The 19,959-nt window shown below is 61.1% G+C and carries 18 protein-coding genes; 13 read left to right on the top strand and 5 right to left on the bottom strand.

The genetic code is table 11. The annotated features are described in order from the left end of the window. Positions 1-14 precede the first annotated feature (14 nt). Positions 15-440 (top strand): DUF2269 family protein, encoded by a 426-nt coding sequence (locus ASD60_RS11005; RefSeq protein WP_056854029.1) that lies wholly within the window; start codon positions 15-17, stop codon positions 438-440. A 120-nt stretch (positions 441-560) separates the two neighbouring features. Here ASD60_RS11005 and ASD60_RS11000 read toward each other — a convergent pair whose 3' ends face one another. Continuing rightward, positions 561-1,217 (bottom strand): HAD family hydrolase, encoded by a 657-nt coding sequence (locus ASD60_RS11000; protein ID WP_056854028.1) that lies wholly within the window; start codon positions 1,215-1,217, stop codon positions 561-563. A 143-nt stretch (positions 1,218-1,360) separates the two neighbouring features. On the opposite strand from ASD60_RS11000, the gene ASD60_RS10995 reads away from it, so the two are divergent. Next, a complete protein-coding gene (locus tag ASD60_RS10995) occupies positions 1,361-1,840 on the top strand; it encodes an RNA pyrophosphohydrolase (protein ID WP_028623697.1) in 480 nt (159 codons plus the stop codon). A gap of 22 nt (positions 1,841-1,862) precedes the next feature. Further along, a complete protein-coding gene (gene ptsP, locus ASD60_RS10990) occupies positions 1,863-4,142 on the top strand; it encodes a phosphoenolpyruvate--protein phosphotransferase (protein ID WP_056854027.1) in 2,280 nt (759 codons plus the stop codon). A gap of 160 nt (positions 4,143-4,302) precedes the next feature. Here ptsP and ASD60_RS10985 read toward each other — a convergent pair whose 3' ends face one another. Beyond that, positions 4,303-5,049, bottom strand: a complete 747-nt coding sequence (locus ASD60_RS10985; RefSeq protein ID WP_056854026.1) for an NRDE family protein — start codon at positions 5,047-5,049, stop codon at positions 4,303-4,305. 132 nt (positions 5,050-5,181) lie between these two features. On the opposite strand from ASD60_RS10985, the gene ASD60_RS10980 reads away from it, so the two are divergent. The 3 genes from ASD60_RS10980 to ASD60_RS10970 all read left to right on the top strand — a co-directional run bounded on the left by ASD60_RS10980 (position 5,182) and on the right by ASD60_RS10970 (position 7,867). Beyond that, a complete protein-coding gene (locus ASD60_RS10980; RefSeq protein ID WP_056854025.1) occupies positions 5,182-5,964 on the top strand; it encodes a sulfite exporter TauE/SafE family protein in 783 nt (260 codons plus the stop codon). Positions 5,965-6,040: 76 nt separating this feature from the next. Continuing rightward, positions 6,041-6,847, top strand: a complete 807-nt coding sequence (gene lgt, locus ASD60_RS10975) for a prolipoprotein diacylglyceryl transferase (RefSeq protein WP_056854024.1) — start codon at positions 6,041-6,043, stop codon at positions 6,845-6,847. 48 nt (positions 6,848-6,895) lie between these two features. Next, the gene (locus ASD60_RS10970) at positions 6,896-7,867 is read left to right on the top strand and encodes a thymidylate synthase (protein WP_056854023.1); all 972 of its coding nucleotides are present in this window, start codon (positions 6,896-6,898) and stop codon (positions 7,865-7,867) included. A gap of 70 nt (positions 7,868-7,937) precedes the next feature. On the opposite strand, the gene cadR is transcribed toward ASD60_RS10970, so the two are convergent. Continuing rightward, positions 7,938-8,387 carry a Cd(II)/Pb(II)-responsive transcriptional regulator gene (cadR, locus tag ASD60_RS10965; RefSeq protein ID WP_056854022.1) on the bottom strand — a complete coding sequence of 150 codons (450 nt, stop codon included), beginning with the start codon at positions 8,385-8,387 and terminating at the stop codon, positions 7,938-7,940. An 85-nt stretch (positions 8,388-8,472) separates the two neighbouring features. Here cadR and ASD60_RS10960 point away from each other — a divergent pair, with 85 nt between their 5' ends. The 7 genes from ASD60_RS10960 (at position 8,473) to ASD60_RS10930 (ending at position 17,153) form a co-directional block, all read left to right on the top strand. Then, positions 8,473-10,731, top strand: coding sequence for a heavy metal translocating P-type ATPase (locus tag ASD60_RS10960; protein WP_056854021.1), 2,259 nt, complete (start codon positions 8,473-8,475; stop codon positions 10,729-10,731). Between the two features lie 16 nt (positions 10,732-10,747). Beyond that, positions 10,748-11,611 (top strand): LysR family transcriptional regulator, encoded by an 864-nt coding sequence (locus ASD60_RS10955; RefSeq protein ID WP_056854020.1) that lies wholly within the window; start codon positions 10,748-10,750, stop codon positions 11,609-11,611. 257 nt (positions 11,612-11,868) lie between these two features. Further along, complete coding sequence (locus tag ASD60_RS10950; protein WP_056854019.1) at positions 11,869-12,945, top strand: putative 2-aminoethylphosphonate ABC transporter ATP-binding protein; 1,077 nt, start codon at positions 11,869-11,871, stop codon at positions 12,943-12,945. Continuing rightward, the gene (locus ASD60_RS10945; protein ID WP_056854018.1) at positions 12,945-14,669 is read left to right on the top strand and encodes a putative 2-aminoethylphosphonate ABC transporter permease subunit; all 1,725 of its coding nucleotides are present in this window, start codon (positions 12,945-12,947) and stop codon (positions 14,667-14,669) included. The genes ASD60_RS10950 and ASD60_RS10945 overlap by 1 nt, the downstream gene beginning before the upstream one ends. 38 nt (positions 14,670-14,707) lie before the next feature. Then, on the top strand, positions 14,708-15,733 hold the full coding sequence (locus ASD60_RS10940; RefSeq protein WP_056854017.1) for a putative 2-aminoethylphosphonate ABC transporter substrate-binding protein: 1,026 nt from the start codon (positions 14,708-14,710) through the stop codon (positions 15,731-15,733). A gap of 341 nt (positions 15,734-16,074) precedes the next feature. Beyond that, complete coding sequence (locus tag ASD60_RS10935; RefSeq protein WP_056854016.1) at positions 16,075-16,641, top strand: phosphonate degradation HD-domain oxygenase; 567 nt, start codon at positions 16,075-16,077, stop codon at positions 16,639-16,641. 44 nt (positions 16,642-16,685) lie between these two features. Further along, a complete protein-coding gene (locus ASD60_RS10930) occupies positions 16,686-17,153 on the top strand; it encodes a hypothetical protein (protein ID WP_236708443.1) in 468 nt (155 codons plus the stop codon). A gap of 47 nt (positions 17,154-17,200) precedes the next feature. Here ASD60_RS10930 and ASD60_RS10925 read toward each other — a convergent pair whose 3' ends face one another. Both ASD60_RS10925 and ASD60_RS10920 read right to left on the bottom strand, forming a co-directional pair. After that, positions 17,201-18,577 carry a GTPase/DUF3482 domain-containing protein gene (locus ASD60_RS10925; protein WP_056854014.1) on the bottom strand — a complete coding sequence of 459 codons (1,377 nt, stop codon included), beginning with the start codon at positions 18,575-18,577 and terminating at the stop codon, positions 17,201-17,203. Continuing rightward, the gene (locus ASD60_RS10920; RefSeq protein ID WP_056854013.1) at positions 18,570-19,940 is read right to left on the bottom strand and encodes a DUF2868 domain-containing protein; all 1,371 of its coding nucleotides are present in this window, start codon (positions 19,938-19,940) and stop codon (positions 18,570-18,572) included. The genes ASD60_RS10925 and ASD60_RS10920 overlap by 8 nt, the downstream gene beginning before the upstream one ends. Between the last annotated feature and the right edge of the window lie 19 nt (positions 19,941-19,959).

The following is a 19,959-nucleotide window of genomic DNA, read 5'->3' as shown; positions in this document are numbered from 1 at the left end:
AAGGACATCGAACCATGGAAACATTAACGGCGCTGAAAATGGCTCACACGGTGGCAACGCTCGTGCTGCTGCTGAGTGCGTTGGGCCTGGGGATCTGGGTCTGGCGTACTCGACGTAATGGCGATGCGACGGCGGGCAGCCGCACTCTGCAAAGGCCGCGAGTGTTTATCTGGCTGCTGATGGGGCTGGCATTGCTGAGCATGCCGTTTACCGGCTGGTGGATGGTGCACCTGGTGGGCTGGCCGCTGGGGCAGACCTGGCTGCTGGTGTCGAGTGTGCTGTACACCGTGGCGGCGCTGGCGTGGTTCTGGCTCTTGGTGCGGTTGAACAGGCTGCGCAAGGCGCCGGGTGGCGTGGGTAAATTTACTTTTGCGTTGGCGGTGTTCAGCTTTGTCTGCTTTATCGCCATTGCCGGATTGATGGGCGCCAAGCCGGTTTAATCAATGAAACTGCGTTGGCCCAATCGCTGGCAAGCCAGCTCCCACAAGGATTTTCAGTGAGCACCAATTGTGTGAACACCCGAAAAACCTGTGGGAGCTGGCTTGCCAGCGATGGCGATATCAGTCGCGCAGCGTAATCACCGGCCAGCCACGCTTCTCGGCTTCAGCGCGCAAATTCGGGTCCGGATCGACAGCGATCGGGTTGGCCACTTGCTCCAGCAGCGCCAAATCATTCATCGAGTCGCTGTAGAAATAGCTGTCCTCCAACGAATGCCCAGTCTCTTCCAGCCAACGATTCAACCGCGTCACCTTGCCTTCGCGAAAGCACGGCACATCGGTGCTGCGCCCGGTGTAGCGACCATCAAGCATTTCGCATTCGGTGGCGATCAGGGTTTCGACGCCAAGACGCTCGGCGATAGGCCCTGTGACGAAGCGGTTGGTGGCGGTGATGATCACCAGCTTGTCGCCGGCGGCGCGGTGTTTTGCAAGCAGCTCGATAGCCTTGGGCAGCATCAGCGGCTCGATGCAGTCGCGCATGTAGTCGCTGTGCCAAAGGGCAAGCACGTCCATTTCCGTGCGGCCGAGAATCTCCAGGCAAAAGTTCAGGTACGCATCGTTGTCCAGCTTGCCGGCCAGGTAATCCTGATAGAACTCGTCGTTTCGAGCCTTGTAGGCGATGGGGTCGAGGAAGCCTCGCTCACACAGGTAATCGCCCCAGGCGTGGTCGCTGTCGCCGCCCAGAAGCGTGTTGTCCAAGTCGAATAAAGCCAGCCGCATTGCAGTTACTCGCTGAAAAGTCTGTAGAAAGGTCACCAGAATACGTACTTTTCACAAGAGTGCACATAAGGTAGGCCGGCGCGTTGCTGCCTTCACAACCTTTGTGGAACAATGCGGCGACATGCGTTTGCGAGGTTGTTGCCGTGATCGACCCCGATGGTTTCCGTCCTAATGTCGGGATCATTCTGACGAATGATGCCGGCCAGGTGCTATGGGCTCGCCGAATCAATCAAGATGCCTGGCAGTTTCCTCAAGGCGGGATCAACCCCCAGGAGACGCCGGAAGACGCCTTGTACCGCGAGCTGAACGAAGAAGTGGGGCTGGAGCGCGAAGATGTTGAAATACTCGCCTGCACCCGGGGCTGGTTGCGCTATCGTTTGCCGCAACGTCTGGTCAGGACGCACAGCCAGCCGCTGTGCATCGGCCAGAAACAGAAGTGGTTTCTCCTGCGCCTGATCTCCAACGAGCAGCGGGTGCGGATGGATTTGACCGGTAAACCGGAGTTCGATGGCTGGCGTTGGGTCAGCTATTGGTATCCGTTGGGCCAGGTGGTGACATTCAAGCGCGAGGTGTACCGACGCGCTCTCAAAGAGCTTGCCCCGCGCCTTTTATCGCGCGACTGACGACGGAGTTCGACCCCGAGCCATGCTCAATACGCTGCGCAAGATCGTCCAGGAAGTTAACTCCGCCAAGGATCTCAAGGCGGCGTTGGGGATTATTGTGTTGCGCGTCAAAGAGGCCATGGGCAGCCAGGTCTGCTCGGTCTACCTGCTTGATCCAGAGACCAACCGTTTCGTGCTGATGGCCACCGAGGGCTTGAACAAGCGCTCGATCGGCAAAGTCAGCATGGCGCCCAATGAAGGTCTGGTCGGCCTGGTCGGCACGCGTGAAGAACCCCTGAACCTCGAAAATGCCGCGGATCACCCGCGCTACCGCTACTTCGCCGAGACCGGTGAAGAGCGCTACGCCTCGTTCCTCGGGGCGCCGATCATTCACCACCGCCGTGTCGTCGGCGTGTTGGTCATCCAGCAAAAAGAACGTCGCCAGTTCGACGAAGGTGAAGAAGCCTTCCTCGTGACCATGAGCGCGCAGCTTGCCGGCGTTATCGCTCACGCCGAGGCGACCGGTTCGATCCGTGGCCTGGGCCGTCAGGGCAAGGGCATCCAGGAAGCCAAGTTCGTCGGCGTCCCGGGTTCGCCGGGGGCGGCGGTCGGTACGGCGGTGGTCATGTTGCCACCGGCCGACCTGGACGTGGTGCCCGACAAGACCATCACCGATATCGAAGCTGAACTCGGGCTGTTCAAGACCGCCATCGAAGGCGTGCGCGCCGACATGCGCGCCTTGTCGGCCAAGCTGGCCACGCAGTTGCGCCCGGAAGAGCGAGCGTTGTTCGACGTCTACCTGATGATGCTCGACGATGCCGCGCTGGGCAGCGAAGTCACCACGGTGATCAAGACCGGTCAGTGGGCCCAGGGCGCCTTGCGTCAGGTGGTCACCGATCACGTCAACCGCTTCGAACTGATGGACGATGCCTACCTGCGTGAGCGCGCATCGGACGTCAAGGACCTTGGTCGCCGCCTGCTCGCCTATTTGCAGGAAGAGCGCCAGCAAACCCTGGTCTACCCCGACAACACCATTCTGGTCAGCGAGGAACTGACGCCGGCAATGCTCGGCGAGGTGCCTGAAGACAAATTGGTGGGTCTGGTATCGGTACTCGGTTCGGGCAACTCCCACGTCGCGATTCTTGCTCGGGCCATGGGCATTCCGACGGTGATGGGCCTGGTCGACCTGCCGTATTCCAAGGTCGACGGCATCGGCATGATCGTCGACGGTCACCGCGGCGAGGTCTACACCAACCCCAGCGACGTGCTGCGCAAGCAGTTCGCCGAAGTGGTGGAGGAAGAGAAACAGCTGGCCCTGGGCCTCGATGCATTGCGTGATTTGCCGTGCGTCACGGTCGATGGTCATCGCATGCCGTTGTGGGTCAACACCGGCCTGTTGGCGGACGTGGCGCGCGCGCAGAAACGCGGTGCCGAAGGCGTTGGCTTGTACCGCACCGAAGTGCCGTTCATGATCAACCAGCGCTTCCCCAGCGAAAAGGAACAACTGGCGATCTATCGCGAGCAACTCGCCGCGTTCCATCCGCAACCGGTGACCATGCGCAGCCTGGACATTGGCGGTGACAAGGCGCTGTCGTACTTCCCGATCAAGGAAGACAACCCGTTCCTCGGCTGGCGCGGAATTCGCGTCACCCTCGATCACCCGGAAATCTTCCTGGTGCAGACCCGCGCCATGCTCAAGGCCAGTGAAGGCTTGAACAACCTGCGCATTCTGCTGCCGATGATCTCCGGTACCCACGAACTCGAAGAAGCCCTGCACCTGATCCACCGGGCCTGGGGTGAAGTGCGCGACGAAGGCACCGACGTGCCGATGCCGCCGGTCGGGGTGATGATCGAAATTCCGGCAGCGGTGTACCAGACCCGGGAATTGGCGCGGCAGGTGGACTTTCTGTCGGTCGGTTCCAACGACCTGACTCAGTACCTGTTGGCCGTGGACCGCAACAATCCGCGGGTCGCCGATCTCTACGACTACTTGCACCCGGCCGTGCTGCAAGCCCTGCAAAACGTGGTGCGTGACGCCCATGCCGAAGGCAAGCCGGTGAGTATCTGCGGCGAGATGGCCGGTGATCCGGCGGCGGCGGTGCTGTTGATGGCGATGGGTTTCGACAGCCTGTCGATGAACGCCACCAACCTGCCGAAGGTGAAGTGGATGCTGCGTCAGATCAACCTGAGCAAGGCCAAGGAATTGCTCGCCGAACTGATGACCATCGATAACCCGCAAGTTATCCACAGTTCATTGCAACTGGCGCTGAAGAACCTCGGGTTGGCGCGGATGATCAATCCGGCGGCGGTCAAAGCCCTCTAAAAGGTTGATGGCCTGTGGCGAGGGAGCTTGCTCCCGTTCGGCTGCGAAGCTGTCGTAATCCGGCCGATGCGATTTTTCTGAAAGAACGCATTGGCCGGATCGGGAGCGCTTCGCACTCCAGCGGGAGCAAGCTCCCTCGCCACAATTAATCGCCCGAGCTTCAAACCCTGACCTCTACCTCCCCCAGATGCCCGCCAAATGGCCCGAAACTCCTTTCGACCATATGCCGCGACCCATCCGCCTGCACGATCAGCGCCGTACTCGCCCGTGTTCCATAACTCTGGCTGGCAATAAATACACTCGACAACAACGTCTCGGTCGCCAATCCGACCCCGGTATCCGGCAATTCGTTAAATGGAGCGGTCTGCGCATCGCTCAATAGCGCGAGCAGTGCCTCCGGTTGTGGCTCGTCCAGCACTTGACTCAGCGCTGCCTTGGCCCGAAGCAATTTCGGCCACGGCGTATCCAGCCCGGCATTCGACAGGCCATAAACCCCAGGCGGCAGCATCACGGCTTCCGTTGCCCGGGCATTGAAGTGCCACAATTCATTTTTGTTGCCGACCAGCAGGTTGAACCCGCCATATTCCGGCGAACGTGCGACAACGTCGGTCAAATAGTCATCAATCGAAACGTCACCGCTGAGAAATCCCGCCACCAACTCGCCCCGGGATTTGCGCCCCGGTGGCCGATGCGGATCGCGAATATTGGTCAGCGCCGCAAAGCGGCCGTTGGCGCCAACACCGAGCCACGTGCCGCCAGCCTCCAGGTCGCGGCCGGCGTAGACATGGGGCGCTTCAGGCCATTGCGCCAGCGGCAGGCTGGGACGGGCGTAGAATTCGTCGCGGTTGGCCGCCACGATCAGCGGCTGGGCATGGTCCGGCCGCCAGGCAAAAACAATCAGGCACATAAGGTGATCCTAGTGTGTTTTTTGCCCACTTTACGCAGTCAACGTGCGGGTATCCATCGCCATCCAGTGGAGCCCGATGCCATGCATCCGTTACCATGCCGCTCCGGTTTTGGGGTTGGGTGGGGAAGCGACATGGAATTTCTGCTCTATCTGGCGCTCGGCGCCTGTGCCGGGGTGTTGGCCGGATTGTTCGGCGTGGGCGGCGGCATCATCATTGTCCCGGTGCTGGTGTTCAGTTTTACCTTGCAGGGATTCGACGCATCGATTCTGACCCACCTCGCCGTGGGGACTTCGCTGGCGACGATCATCTTCACCTCGGTGAATGCGGTGCGTGAGCATCACCGCCGCGGGGCCGTGCGCTGGCCAATTTTCGTCTGGATGACCGTCGGCATCCTGATCGGCGCCGGTTTCGGCGCGCTGACCGCCGAAGCGATCTCCGGACCCAACCTGCAAAAAATCATCGGTGTTTTTGCCCTGGTGATTGCCGCGCAACTGGCGCTGGACGTCAAACCCAAGGCCAGCCGAACGGTGCCGGGTAAACTCGGTCTGACCGTGGCCGGTAGCGTGATCGGTTGGGCCTCGGCGATTTTCGGAATTGGCGGCGGCTCATTGACCGTGCCGTTTTTGACCTGGCGCAGCGTGCCGATGCAGCAAGCCGTTGCCACGTCGTCGGCCTGTGGCCTGCCAATCGCTTTGGCAAGTGCATTAAGTTTCATGATTCTGGGCTGGCACGATCCGCTGTTACCGGCTCATAGTCTGGGTTTTATTTATTTACCGGCGCTGCTGGGTATTGCCCTGACCAGCATGGTCTTCGCCCGTCTCGGCGCGCGACTGGCCCACAGGCTGTCGCCGAAGTTGCTGAAAAGACTGTTTGCCGCTTTGCTGTTCTGCGTTGGTTTGAGTTTCCTGCTCTGACGCCCGGCACAATCCTGGCTTAATCCTGAGGTGGCAGCGTCGCCCGGGAATTGATTTGAACTCATGAGGAGTCGCAATGCTGCCTTACCCGCAGATCGACCCGGTGGCCCTGGCCATCGGTCCGCTGAAAATTCATTGGTACGGTCTGATGTACCTGATCGGCATCGGTGGCGCCTGGTGGCTGGCGTCGCGCCGGTTGAACCGCTTCGACCCGACCTGGACCAAGGAAAAACTCTCCGACATGGTGTTCTGGATGTCGATGGGGGTGATTGTCGGCGGGCGCCTGGGTTATGTGCTGTTCTACGATCTGGGCGCCTATCTGGCCAACCCGACGCTGATCTTCGAAGTGTGGAAGGGCGGCATGTCGTTCCACGGTGGTTTCATCGGCGTGATGCTGGCGGCGTTGTGGTTCGGTAAAAAGAACAACAAATCGTTCTTCCAGTTGATGGACTTCGTTGCGCCGATGGTGCCGATTGGCCTGGGTGCCGGGCGCATCGGCAACTTCATCAACGCCGAGTTGTGGGGCAAGGCGACCGACGTTCCGTGGGCCATGGTCTTCCCGACCGACCCGGCGCAACTGGCGCGCCACCCGTCGCAGCTGTACCAGTTCGCACTCGAAGGCGTGGCACTGTTCCTGATCCTGTGGCTGTTCTCGCGCAAGCCGCGGCCGACCATGGCGGTATCGGGCATGTTCGCGCTGTTCTACGGGATCTTCCGTTTCATCGTCGAATTCGTCCGCGTGCCGGACGCGCAACTGGGCTATCTGGCCTGGAACTGGCTGACCATGGGGCAGGTGCTGTGCGTGCCGATGATCCTCGGCGGGCTGTTCCTGATCTGGCTGGCGTATCACCGCGCCCCGGCGACACCAGCAGCAGCGGTATAAATTCGAATGCCGGGGCTTCGGCCCCGGCTTCAAGGACACAGGTAATTCATGAAGCAATATCTCGAACTGGTCGCCCACGTCATCAAGAACGGCACCAAACAGGCCAACCGTACCGGCGTGAACACCATCAGTTTTCCGGGTGCCATGCTGCGTTATGACTTGCAGGAAGGCTTCCCGGCGATCACCACGCGCAAGATGGCATTCAAATCCGCCATTGGCGAGATGTGCGGTTTTCTGCGGGGGGTGAACAACGCCGCTGAATTCCGTGCCCTGGGCTGCAAGGTCTGGGATCAGAATGCCAACGAAAACGCCCAGTGGCTGGCCAACCCGTTCCGCCAGGGTGAAGACGATCTTGGTGAAATTTATGGCGTGCAATGGCGTAAATGGCCGGCGTACAAGCAGATCCCGCTCAGCAATCCTGCCGCGATCGAGCAGACCCTGAGCCAGGGTTACCGCCAGATCGCCGAAGGTGAAGAGAATGGCCAGGCCTACGTGGTGCTGTACAAAGCCATCGATCAGGTTCGTCAGTGCATCGACACCATCATCAAGGACCCGGGCAGCCGCCGGATTCTGTTCCACGGCTGGAATTGCGCCCAGCTGGATGAAATGGCGTTGCCGCCGTGCCACCTGCTTTACCAGTTCCACCCGAATGTCGAGACCAAAGAGATTTCTCTGACCCTCTACATCCGCTCCAACGACCTGGGCCTGGGCACACCGTTCAACCTCACCGAAGGTGCCGCGCTGCTGAGCCTGATCGGCCGCCTGACCGGCTATACGCCGCGTTGGTTCACCTATTTCATCGGTGATGCCCACGTCTACGAAAATCACCTGGACATGCTCAACGAACAGCTCAAGCGCGAGCCGTTCCCGATGCCGAAACTGGTGATCAGTGATCGTGTGCCGGAATTTGCCAAGACCGGTGTGTATCAGCCGGAGTGGCTGGAGCTGGTGGAACCGAGCGATTTTTCGCTGGAAGGCTACGAGCACCACGCGCCAATGACCGCGCCGATGGCGGTCTGATTCAGGCACGGCTTGATCGTCGTTGATTGTTCCCACGCAGAGCGTGGGAACGATCAGCGCGAAGGCGTCCTCAATGGCCGTGACTGCGGCCCACGTGGGAGTGTTCCACTTCCGTCGCCACGACCCCGCCACTGACTTCCAATCGCTGCAAGATCCCGCATTGATCGACCTCCGGCCCTTCGCCACAACGTTGACGCAGGTCGAGCAGTTGCGCCTGCAACGCCAGCAAACCGTCGATCCGTGCCTTCACGTGGTGGATATGCTCGTCGATCAGCGCGTTGACGCTTTCGCACTGGTCCTGCGGACTGTCACGAAAGGCCAGCAGGCTGCGGATCTCTTCGAGGGTCATGTCGAGGGTGCGGCAATTGCGGATGAAGGTCAGGCGTTCGGCGTGGGCCTGAGTGTAGACGCGGTAGTTGCCGTCGCTGCGGGCCGGTTCCGGCAGCAGGTTTTCGCGCTCGTAATAGCGGATCGTTTCCACGGCGCAATCCGTGAGTTTCGCCAACTCTCCGATCTTCATGACGAGGATCTCCAAAAAGGGTGCTTGACCCTATAGTGGCTACAGGGTCTTTACTTGGCAACAGGTACTTTTATGGACACGACCCATGAGCGATTCCCTGCACAGCCACAAACCCGAAGACACTTGCTGCAGCAGCAAGCTCAAACCCGTGGCCAAACATTTACATGGCGGCCATGGTGAATCCTGTTGCGCACCGAAAGCAAGCGAGCCCACGCTGATTCAGTTGACCGAAGCGCCAAGTGCCGATGCGCGGCTGAGTAGTTTCCGTATTGAGGCCATGGATTGCCCGACCGAGCAATCGCTGATTCAAAATAAGCTGGGAAAACTGACCGGCGTGCAGCAGCTGGAGTTCAATTTGATCAACCGGGTGCTGGGCGTCACCCATAATCTGGCCAGCACTGCGCCGATTGTCGACGCCATCAAAGCCCTCGGCATGCACGCCGAGCCCCTGGAGCAAGGCGCCGAAGCGCAGGCCCCGGCACCCGAGAAAAAGTCCTGGTGGCCGCTGGGATTGTCCGGCGTTGGCGCATTGGTGGCGGAAGTCATCCACTTCACCGCCGCCGCTCCGAACTGGGTGGTGGCGGTCATTGCCCTGATCTCGATCCTCAGCGGCGGCCTGGGCACCTATAAAAAGGGCTGGATCGCCCTGAAGAACTTCAACCTGAACATCAACGCGTTGATGAGCATCGCGGTGACGGGTGCAATCCTTATCGGGCAATGGCCGGAAGCGGCCATGGTGATGTTCCTGTTCACCGTGGCGGAGTTGATCGAAGCCAAATCCCTCGACCGCGCGCGCAATGCCATCAGTGGCTTGATGCAGATGACGCCGGAACAAGCGACGGTGTTGCAGGCTGACGGCACTTGGGTCACGCAGGATGTGAAGGCTATCGATCTCGGTGCCCGGGTACGGGTGCGTCCCGGTGAGCGCATCGCGCTGGATGGCGAAGTGCTCGCGGGTAACTCGAGCATTGATCAGGCGCCGATTACCGGTGAAAGCCTGCCCGTGGAAAAAACCATTGGCGACAAAGTGTTCGCCGGCACCATCAACCAGGCCGGTTCCCTGGAATACGCCGTGACGGCGGCAGCAAACAACTCGACCCTGGCGCGAATCATCCACGCTGTCGAGCAGGCCCAGGGCGCACGGGCGCCGACCCAGCGCTTCGTCGATACGTTCTCGAAAATCTATACGCCGGCGGTGTTCATCCTGGCGTTGGCGGTCGCAGTCATTCCTCCACTGTTCATGAATGCGCTGTGGTTCGACTGGATCTACCGCGCCCTGGTGTTGTTGGTCGTCGCTTGCCCTTGTGCCCTGGTGATCTCCACACCGGTGACCATCGTCAGCGGTCTCGCTGCCGCGGCCCGCAAAGGTATTCTGGTGAAAGGCGGGGTTTACCTGGAGGGCGGCTACAAGCTCGACTACCTTGCTTTGGACAAGACCGGCACCATCACCCATGGCAAACCGGTACAAACCGATTACCTGTCGCTGGACCCCACCGCCGATGCATCGGCCCCGGCGATTGCCGCGGCGCTGGCCGGCCGTTCGGATCACCCGGTATCGCTGGCGATCGCCAACGCGGCTGTGGATAAACAATTGGCCCCACTCGTTGTGGATAACTTCGAAGCACTGGGCGGCCGCGGGGTGCGCGGCGAAATCAATGGCCAGCTGTACCATTTGGGCAATCATCGTCTGGTTGAAGACCTAGGCCTGTGTTCTCCTGCGCTGGAAGAGAAACTGTCCGCCCTCGAGAAACAAGGCAAGTCGGTGGTGCTGCTGCTCGATCAGTCCGGCCCATTGGCGCTGTTCGCCGTGGCTGACACGGTGAAGGAATCCAGCCGCGAAGCGATCCGCCAGTTGCATGAGTTGGGCATCAAGACCTTGATGCTCACCGGCGATAACGTGCACACCGCGCAGGCGATCGCAGCGCAAGTCGGTATCGACGAGGCCAGGGGCGATCTGTTGCCCACCGACAAGTTACAGGCGATTGAAGCGCTGTATGCGAAGGGGCATCACGTCGGGATGGTGGGTGATGGCATCAACGATGCGCCGGCCCTGGCCCGTTCCGAAATCGGTTTCGCCATGGCCGCCGCAGGCACCGATACCGCTATCGAGACCGCTGATGTCGCCCTGATGGACGACGATCTGCGCAAAATCCCGGCATTCATTCAGCTGTCGCGCCAGACGTCGAGCATTCTCAAGCAGAATATTGCCCTGGCATTGGTGATCAAGGCGATCTTTCTTGGGGTAACCTTCGCCGGGCTCGCTACCATGTGGATGGCGGTTTTCGCCGACATGGGCGTCAGTTTGCTGGTGGTGTTCAACGGGTTGCGCCTGCTGCGCAAATAAAGGATGAGGACGGGTTGTGCTGAGTGCCGAGCTGAAGGCGTTTTACATGGTGGCCCGACTGGGCAGTATCACCCAGGCCGCGAAAAAGCTCGGTTTGAGTCAGCCCACGGTGACGACGCAGATTCGCAATCTCGAAAGTCAGTATTCGGTCGAGTTGTTCTACCGTGGCGGCCGGCGCCTGAGCGTCAGCGAGGAGGGCGCGCGGTTGTTGCCGATGGTCAAGGCGCTGATGCAGCAGGAAGCCGACATCGAGTTCTTCCTGCGCAATTGCGGTCAGGTGCAGGGCACGCTGCGCATTGCCGCGACGGCGCCGTATTACATCCTCGATCTGGTGAAGACTTTCCGCGAGCGTCTGCCGCAGGTGGAGGTGTCGGTGGAAATCGGCAATTCCCAGCAGGTGCTCGAAGCGCTGGAGGACTACCGCGTCGATGTCGCGGCGTCCTCGCAATTGCTCGACGATGCACGGCTGATTCGCCGGGTGCTCGGCAGCGATCCGCTGGTGCTGGCGGTGCATCGAAATCACCCGCTGGCGGCACATGATCACGTACCGCTCAGTGCACTGGCGGGGCATACATTGTTGATGCGCGAAACGGGTTCGACCACCCGCCGTATGACCGAAGAATTGCTGGCTGGCGCCGGGGTGAGTGTCGGGCCGTTGCTGGAGATTGGCAGTCGCGAGTCGATTCGCGAAGCGGTGCTGCGCAACATCGGCATCAGCCTGATTGCCCGGCAGGAAGTGCCGCACGATCCGCAGCTGCGGGTGCTGACCATCGAAAATGCACCGTTGTTGCCGGAGTATCTGTACTGCCTCAAGGAGCGGAAAAACGCACGGCTGCCGGCGGCGTTCCTGGGGTTGGCGCAGGAAATGGCCCCGGCCTGAGAGCTCGATTGCCTGTGATGATCGTTCCCACGCTCCGCGTGGGAATGTATCCCGGGACGCTCCGCGTCCCAAAAGCCGAACGCGGAGCGTCCGTTGAGGCATTCCCACGCAGAGCGTGGGAACGATCGGCACAAGTTAGTCCTTGTCCAATAACCCCAAATTCCCGAATACCACTATCGGCAGTTTTTGCCTGGCTGCCATATGACGGACTCATTACAAACCTAGGATGGCTTTCATCTGCCAGATGAGGTCCGTCCATGAACAATTTGATCGCCACTGCCCTGACCAACCCCGGCGTACCGATGAAGGTGCGCGGCGTACAGAAACGCTTTGGTGCGTTCACCGCGCTGGACAACGTGTCTCTCGACGTGGCGGCAGGCGAGCTGGTGTGCCTGCTCGGTCCTTCGGGTTGCGGCAAAACCACCCTGTTGCGTTGCATTGCCGGTCTGGAAAAGCAGGACAGCGGCGAGTTGTATCTCGGCGAGCGTGACGTTTCCCACCTGGCACCTCAAGCGCGGGACTACGGCATTCTGTTCCAGTCCTACGCACTGTTCCCCAATCTCACCGTCGAAGCGAACATTGCCTACGGCCTGACCGGCAGCGGCCGCGATCAAGTGCGGCAGCGCGTCGGGCAGATGCTGGAGCTGGTCGGCCTGAGCGGCAGCGAGAAAAAATATCCGGGGCAATTGTCCGGCGGCCAGCAGCAACGCGTCGCCCTGGCCCGCGCCCTGGCCCCGGCACCTTCGCTGTTGCTGCTCGACGAACCGATGTCGGCCCTCGACGCCCGGGTCCGTGAGCACCTGTGCACTGAGCTGCGCCAACTGCAACGCAGCCTCGGCATCACCACCCTGATGGTGACCCACAATCAGGACGAGGCCATGCTGATGGCCGACCGTATCGCCGTGATGAACAACGGCAAGGTCGAGCAGTACGCCACGCCGCAGGAAATCTACAACCGCCCGGCCACGCCGTTCGTGGCGGAGTTCGTCGGTCAGGGCAACTGGCTGCCGTTTCAGCGCAGCAGTGACAGCCACGCTCGGGTTGGCGCGATGAACCTGCGTCTGGCCGATGACAGCGCCAAGACTACGTCGGGGCGTTTGTTCTGCCGCCCGGAAGCGATCAACGTCAACCCGCTGGTACACGAGGAAAACCTGTTCCCGGCCAAGGTTCGCGAAATCACCTTCCTTGGCAACCGCTGCCGCATGAGCTTCGAACTCGATCACCTGCCGGGCCACGCTTTGTTGGCTGAGCTGGCACCGGAAGCCATGCCACGTCTTGGCGCGCAGCAGATCATGGTTGCCTTGCCGCCGCGCAGCCTGCAGGTGTTTGCCTGATGAGCGTGAACATCGCGCTGCCGCTGCCCCACAAGCAGGTTCGGCAGATTTCCCGTGCCGAGCTGGGCGACCGCGTCTTCGTGGTTGGCGGCAAGGTCCTCTTGTTGGGGTTGCTCGGCGTTGCGGTGTTGATGCCGTTGCTGGCGATCTTCTGGCGTGGTTTCAGCGCGGAGGCCGGGCAGGGCGGTGGCTGGCTCGCTGCGCAAGAACTGGTGACCAGCGACAACTTCCACTGGTTGCTCGGTAACAGCCTGAAGGTTTCCCTCAGCGTCGCCTCCATCGTCGTACCGCTGGCCTACCTCTTTGCCTACGCGCTGCAACGCACATTGATTCCCGGTAAAGGCCTCTGGCGCGGCATCTCTTTGCTGCCATTGATGGCGCCTTCGATGTTGCCCGGCATCGCCCTTGTTTACCTGTTCGGCAATCAGGGTATGTTGCGCGGCCTGCTCTCGGACAACATCTATGGCTTCTGGGGCATCGTTCTGGGTGAGGTGATCTACACCTTCCCACACGCATTGATGATCCTGCTGTCGGCCTTGTCCCTGGCGGATGCGCGACTGTTCGATGCGGCTTCCAGCATGGGCGCCGGTCCCGCAAAGGCGTTTCGCAGCATCACCTGGCCGGCGACCCGTCAGGCGGTTTTCGCCGCGTTCTGCCTGGTGTTCACCCTGACCATCACCGACTTCGGTGTGCCCGTGGTGGTCGGTGGCGACTATCAGGTACTGGCGCTGGAAGCCTACAAAGCCGTGGTTGGCCAACAGCAATTCGGTCGCGGTGCGCTGATCGGCATGGTCCTGTTGCTGCCGGCGCTGTTCAGCTTCGCGGTCGATGCCTGGTTGCGTCGGCGTCATGGCGATTCAATGAGCGGTCGCGCCCAAGTATTCAAGCCTTTGCCGTCGACGCTGCGCGACAGCTGCTATCTGGCCGTCGTGCTGCTGATCTGCGCCACATTGCTGCTGGTGTTCGGCATGGCGGTGTTCTCTTCGCTGGTGAAATTCTGGCCTTACAACCTGTCGCTGTCGCTCAACCATTACCAGTTCAATGACACCGCGGGCGGCGGCTGGCTGGCGTACGGCAACAGCGTGAAGATGGCTTTGTGTACCGCGCTGATCGGTAGCGTCCTGATCTTCACCGGCGCCTATCTGATGGAAAAAACCAAAGGCCAGCGCGGCTTGAATATGACACTGCGCATGCTCAGTTTCGTACCGATGGCGGTGCCGGGTCTGGTACTCGGATTGGGTTACGTCTTCTTCTTCAACCTCACCGGCAACCCGCTGCATGTGCTCTACGGGACCATGACCTTGCTGGTGGTTTGCACCATTGCTCACTATTTGACCACTGCGCAAATGACCGCCACCACCGCGCTGCGCCAACTCGATGGCGAGTTCGAAGCCGCCGCGCTGTCGCTCAAGGCACCGCTGTACCGCCACTACTGGCGCGTGACCGTGCCGATTTGTCTGCCGGCGCTGCTGGACATCGTGCGCTACCTGTTCGTCTCGGCCATGACCACCGTCTCGGCGGCGATCTTCCTCTACAGCCCCGACACCATTCTCGCGGCAGTGGCGGTACTGAACATGGACGACGCCGGCAACGTCGGCGGCGCGGCGGCGATGTCGACCCTGATTCTGTTCACTTCGGCGGGCGTTTCCCTGCTGCTGGCCTGGGCTTCGCGCGGTTTGCTGCGCCGCTCACAGGCCTGGCGGCAGACCGCGCCCGGCCATTGAAACCGTACAACCCCTCAACTCAAAAACAGGAAAAGATCATGTTCAAGCCTATGGCCCTGGCCGCTGCTGTCCTCACCGCTTTCAGCCTGAACGCCTTTGCGGCGAAAACCGAGTTGACGGTGTACACCGCCCTCGAAGCCGAACAACTGAAGACTTATAAGCAAGCCTTCGAAAAAGCCAATCCGGACGTCGAGATCAAGTGGGTGCGTGACTCCACCGGGATCATCACCGCCAAGCTGCTGGCAGAAAAAGACCGCCCGCAGGCCGACGCCGTCTGGGGCCTGGCCGCTTCAAGCCTGGCGATCCTCGATCAGCAAGGCATGCTGCAAAGCTACGCGCCGAAAGACCTGGGCAAGATCGGCGCCAACTACCGCGACGCCGCCAACCCGCCAGCCTGGGTCGGCATGGACGTGTGGGCGGCGACCATTTGCTTCAACACCGTCGAAGCTGAGAAGCAGGGCCTGACCAAGCCTGTGAGCTGGCAGGACCTGACCAAGCCTGAGTACAAAGGCAAGATCGTCATGCCAAACCCGGCGTCGTCCGGCACCGGTTTCCTCGACGTCAGCGCTTGGCTGCAAACCTTCGGCGAGAAGCAGGGCTGGGCGTACATGGACGGCCTGCACCAGAACATCGGCCAGTACGTTCACTCCGGTTCCAAGCCTTGCAAACTGGCGGCGGCGGGTGAGTTTCCGATTGGTATTTCCTTCGAATACCCGGCTGTTCAGTTGAAGCGCCAGGGCGCACCGCTGGACATCATCCTGCCGAAAGAAGGCCTGGGCTGGGAGATCGAAGCGACGGCGGTAATCAAAGGCACTGCCCACGAAGAAGCGGCGAAAAAACTCGCTGACTTCTCGGCAAGCCCTGAGGCAATGGAGCTCTACAAGGAGAACTTCGCGGTGCTTGCGCAGCCGGGCATTGCCAAGCCGCAGACTGAATTGCCAGCCGACTACGAACAGCGCTTGATCAAGAACGACTTTGCCTGGGCTTCGAAGAACCGCGACCAGATCCTGAGTGAATGGCGCAAGCGCTATGACGGCAAGTCGGAGAAAGTGGCGGCCAAGTAAGATCTTCATCGGCTGACAGGGCCTCATCGCTGGCAAGCCAGCTCCCACAGTGGTTCCCGGTGTGATCGGGATTTCCAACCACTGAAGATCCCCTGTAGGAGTGAGCTTGCTCGCGATAGCGGTAGAACAGTCAACACACCTGTTGAAGTGAAGCCGCCATCGCGAGCAGGCTCGCTCCTACCATTGGATTGGGCACATCCAAAAGAGATGGGTCGGTTGTCAGGCTGCCATCGCTGGCAAGCCCCACCGTGAACCCTGTGGGAGCTGGCTTGTCGGGTCGCCGCATCGCAGCGATAGCGGTCTACCCTTCACCACAAACTTCACTGATGGGGGAATTTCCGATGGGCCGCAACGAGCAGGTGATTACTGAGGTATTCGGGCTGTACGAACGCTTCGGCACCGACGATTACATCGGCGAGCCGGTGTCGCAGATCGAGCACATGTCCCAGGCCGCCGAGCTGGCGATGGCCGAAGGTTTCGATGATGAAGTGGTGCTCGCCGCGTTCTTCCATGACATCGGGCATATTTGCGGCGAAAGCACCGAGAACATGGACGGCTTCGGTGTGGTCAGCCATGAGCGGCTGGGCGCTGACTATTTGCGTCGGGCGGGCTTCAGTGAGCGCATGGCACGGCTGGTGGAGTATCACGTCCAGGCCAAGCGTTATCTGACATTGAGGGAGCCCGGGTACTACGAGCGTTTGAGCGAAGCCAGTCGCCGGACCCTGGGATATCAGGGTGGGGTGATGACTGAAACCGAAGCCGATGCATTCGAGCAGGACCCGTTGTGCGCCGTGAGCTTGCGCATGCGCCATTGGGATGAAATGGCGAAACAGATGCATGTGCCGGTGATGGACCTGGGCGTGTTGAAGCGCAAGGCGGTCGCGGTTTTGTCCCGCGAGATTTGCTGAGCAATCTGACGACTGATTGAGAAAAACATGCATGGTTCACCTTGTTGGCAGCGCTCAAGCTGAGCCTTTCACAAGGAAGAACATGTATGCGTTATTTGAAAGTGATTGCACAGGATCGAAGTGGAAACGGGGACGCAGATACGCTGCGGTTGCTGTTTTTTGAAGATGAACAATGGCTGCGTGAAGCCTCGGACAATGAAGTTCTGCGGCTGAAAAACTTTGGCTCTCATTACTTCAAGTGCAGATGGTTCAACACCGGTGAGGGTGAGGAACGGCATCTGCGCATGTTTTCGCTGAGCCCGACCGGCAATGCAACGCCGGAATCGGTGCGGCTGCATTTCCATGAAGGCCCCAACATCGTCTACAAGGCTGCTGTTCATGACCTCGACAACGATGGAGCTTTCGAGATTGTGCTGTGCACTGATGTGGACAACGACGGCCGTGCCAATCGTACGGATCGGACTCGGGTCAATGCGTTGGTGCGGGAATACCTGAAGCTGGGTTGGCAGTGATCAATGTTAAAAACGCGTCACTCCAGACACCATAATTGTCCCGGCCGCTAAAGCTGTTGTGCCAACACCTCAACCTGCTCCTGCCGTTCCGCCTGATTCAACTTCGCATGCGCATTGAGTGACGACCATTGCGGATGCGCCCGTGCCTTGTTCAGGGCCTCGGGCAGTTTGCCCTCGCGCCAGGTCTTGTCCTGAGGCGTTGCCACCTGGATGCTGTCCATCGCCGCATGTCCGCGGGCATTGAGTGCTTGCAGCAGTTGTCGTTGCCGCAGGGCCAACAGTCGCAATACGTTGTCATCGACCGTCAGCTCACGCTGGCCCTTGAGCTTGCCCAGCAAGCGGCTGCCATAGCTGCGCGCGGTTTGCAGGGCGCCGCCGGCGATGGCGCCGGCCAGCGCGGCGGCGCCGAGGGTGATGCCGCCGACCAGCAGGTCGACGCCCGCTCCGGCGGCGGCACCTGCGGCGATGCCGCCACCGACCCGCACACCCAATTGCTTGAGGGTTTCGGGGTTGAACAGGTCATCGCCCCAGCGGCCATCGAGCAGCGGCAAATCGCTGGCAGCGGCGTCCTGCGGGCGGAAGGCATAAAGCTTGAGCAGGGACTCGACGCAGCGTTGCTCGCGCTGGCGCACCGCTTTACGCAGTTCGCCGATGGCTTGCTGTTCCTGTTCGGCATCACTGACCACGCTGCGCCGGCATGCCGCGCAATCGATCAATAATTCGGCAATCAGCCGCGTCGCACTTTGCTCGCGCGCCCGGCGTTGGGCTTGCTGGTCGGCGATCAAGCGTTCCAGTTGCGGCCGCGCGGCTTCCAGCAGCAGGGCGAGGCTTTCATAGAGTCGGCGCTCGCCATCCTCTGGCGGTGCGACGCTGTCGAAGCGCACCAGTGCGTGCAATCCCAACCGCGCCAGCGCTTCACGCCACGCCGGTTCGCGATGGTTGGCGCTGCTGACGAAATTCAACACCGGCAGCAACGGTTTGCCGCAACCGGCCAGCACTTCCAGCTCATCGCGATACTTGGCCAGCACCGGTTCCCGAGCATCGATCACATAGAGACCGGCATCGGAGGCCAATAACTGGCGCAAGACCTTGGCCTCTTGTTCAAAACGCTGCCGGGCTTCGCTGCCATCGAGGAAGCGCGCCAGGCGGGCCGGACCGTCCAACCGTTCACCAGGTCGCTCGAGACGTTCAAGGTAGTCGAGCAGGGCGATGGCATCTTCCAGGCCGGGTGTGTCGTAGAGATCGAGCAGCGGTTCGCCGTCCACCGACAATCGCGCGCCTTCGACATGCCGTGTGGTGCTGGGACGGTGGGACACTTCACCGAAACCGACATCGCGGGTGAGGGTGCGCAACAGCGAGGTTTTGCCGACGTTGGTGTGGCCGACGACTGCGAGTTTCAGGGGCTGCTTGCGTGCGTCAGTCATGACCCGTCTCCAGCCAGTTCAACGGTGCGCAATCGGCGAACGGCAGCTCTAGCTGTTGCAGCGCCGCATGCCAGTCGCCAAGGCGTTCGGCATCCAGCGCTTCACCGTGCGGCGCTTGCAGCAACCAGACGCGGGTGGCGCTGGCGTTGCGAGCCAGTTCGGCGATCAGCGCCAGGCTGCCGCGATCCGGCGAACGCCGTGGATCGCAGGCGATGGCCAGGCGCGCCGGAGGGAAGCGACTGAGTTGTTCGAGCAGTTTGTGCCGGGATTCGCGGCTGTCGAGAATCCCTGCGTTGCTCACGTTGTTCGGCAGTTGCGGCGGCCAGGGGCGCTCGTTGTCCAGTTCGATGGCGACCAACAGCGCACCGTCGCTTTGCTGTTCACTGAGGCCGCTCTCGACCCGATGCAGTTGCTCAGGCGCCGCATCGCTGATGCCCAGACGTTCGCTGGTGGGCATCAGTCGCTCGCGCAGCTGCGCGTAGCCGGGCAGGTTCAAATCCAGGCGCAACATCGCTTGACCGGTTTTCCAGCGCCACAGGCAAAACAGCGCCAGCAACATTCGCGGTATCACGCCGTACACCAGCAATACGCCTACCAGCCACGCGGCCCAGGCTTGTCGGGCACTTTCGATGTTGAGTGCGGCGTCGCCACTGGCGCGGATCATTTCCTCGGTGGGCACGCTGAAGCCGAGCAGGGCCGGCAGCGCGCCGAGAGCCTGGGTCACGGCAATAAACGTGTCGGCGCTGAGGATGGTGGTTTCCCAGACGAAACCGTAGCGTCGGGTCGCCATCAACGTCAGCAGGATCACCAGCGCGCTGAGCATCGCCAGCAACCACAAGCCATTGACCAGCACACCAACGGCCCAGCGGTTGAGCTTGCGGCGTTGCAACAACAACAGCAGGGCCGGTGCCAGCTGCGCGGCTTTGGCATCCCGGGCGAGTTTTTCGCTCAGCCACAGCCACAATCGCCCGAGGCTGGCGCCGTGTTCGCCGGCAAATGCCAGGCCCAAGGCCCAGCTCAGCAGCAGAATCAGATTGAGCCCGAGCAGGCTGCCCAAGGCCCAGAACACATTCACCGGGTGCAGGCCGTCGCCCATCGCGGCGAAGGCCAGGCTTGCGCCGGTGACCACGGCCAGCAGCGCCAGGACGATCAACGCCAGTCGCGCACCTTGCAGCCAGTGCTTGAGCGCAGCACTCAAGCCATCGCGGTCCGCCAGCCACAGGGCGCGGCGTTGAATGCGCGACGGCAAATCGCCCCCGGCGCTGCGGGCCAGTCGGTTGGCTTCCAGATCTTCCAGGGGGCCGGCGTGTTCTTCACGCAGGCGGATGGTTTCTGTCAGCCAGAGGTTATTCAGTTCAGTCACGCGGCATCCCGTCGCTCAA

The organism is Pseudomonas sp. Root562 (assembly GCF_001427125.1).
Taxonomy (GTDB): domain Bacteria; phylum Pseudomonadota; class Gammaproteobacteria; order Pseudomonadales; family Pseudomonadaceae; genus Aquipseudomonas.
Note: the sequence above shows the minus strand (reverse complement) of the source record. Positions and strands in the feature narration are given on the sequence as shown.

What these genes read in the sequence shown, in the direction of transcription:
- ASD60_RS11005 (WP_056854029.1), top strand. Translation starts at nt 15, where the DNA reads ATGGAAACATTAACGGCGCTGAAAATGGCTCACACGGTGGCAACGCTC.
- ASD60_RS11000 (WP_056854028.1), bottom strand. Translation starts at nt 1,217, where the DNA reads ATGCGGCTGGCTTTATTCGACTTGGACAACACGCTTCTGGGCGGCGAC.
- ptsP (WP_056854027.1), top strand. Translation starts at nt 1,863, where the DNA reads ATGCTCAATACGCTGCGCAAGATCGTCCAGGAAGTTAACTCCGCCAAG.
- ASD60_RS10985 (WP_056854026.1), bottom strand. Translation starts at nt 5,049, where the DNA reads ATGTGCCTGATTGTTTTTGCCTGGCGGCCGGACCATGCCCAGCCGCTG.
- ASD60_RS10980 (WP_056854025.1), top strand. Translation starts at nt 5,182, where the DNA reads ATGGAATTTCTGCTCTATCTGGCGCTCGGCGCCTGTGCCGGGGTGTTG.
- lgt (WP_056854024.1), top strand. Translation starts at nt 6,041, where the DNA reads ATGCTGCCTTACCCGCAGATCGACCCGGTGGCCCTGGCCATCGGTCCG.
- ASD60_RS10970 (WP_056854023.1), top strand. Translation starts at nt 6,896, where the DNA reads ATGAAGCAATATCTCGAACTGGTCGCCCACGTCATCAAGAACGGCACC.
- cadR (WP_056854022.1), bottom strand. Translation starts at nt 8,387, where the DNA reads ATGAAGATCGGAGAGTTGGCGAAACTCACGGATTGCGCCGTGGAAACG.
- ASD60_RS10960 (WP_056854021.1), top strand. Translation starts at nt 8,473, where the DNA reads ATGAGCGATTCCCTGCACAGCCACAAACCCGAAGACACTTGCTGCAGC.
- ASD60_RS10950 (WP_056854019.1), top strand. Translation starts at nt 11,869, where the DNA reads ATGAACAATTTGATCGCCACTGCCCTGACCAACCCCGGCGTACCGATG.
- ASD60_RS10945 (WP_056854018.1), top strand. Translation starts at nt 12,945, where the DNA reads ATGAGCGTGAACATCGCGCTGCCGCTGCCCCACAAGCAGGTTCGGCAG.
- ASD60_RS10940 (WP_056854017.1), top strand. Translation starts at nt 14,708, where the DNA reads ATGTTCAAGCCTATGGCCCTGGCCGCTGCTGTCCTCACCGCTTTCAGC.
- ASD60_RS10935 (WP_056854016.1), top strand. Translation starts at nt 16,075, where the DNA reads ATGGGCCGCAACGAGCAGGTGATTACTGAGGTATTCGGGCTGTACGAA.
- ASD60_RS10925 (WP_056854014.1), bottom strand. Translation starts at nt 18,577, where the DNA reads ATGACTGACGCACGCAAGCAGCCCCTGAAACTCGCAGTCGTCGGCCAC.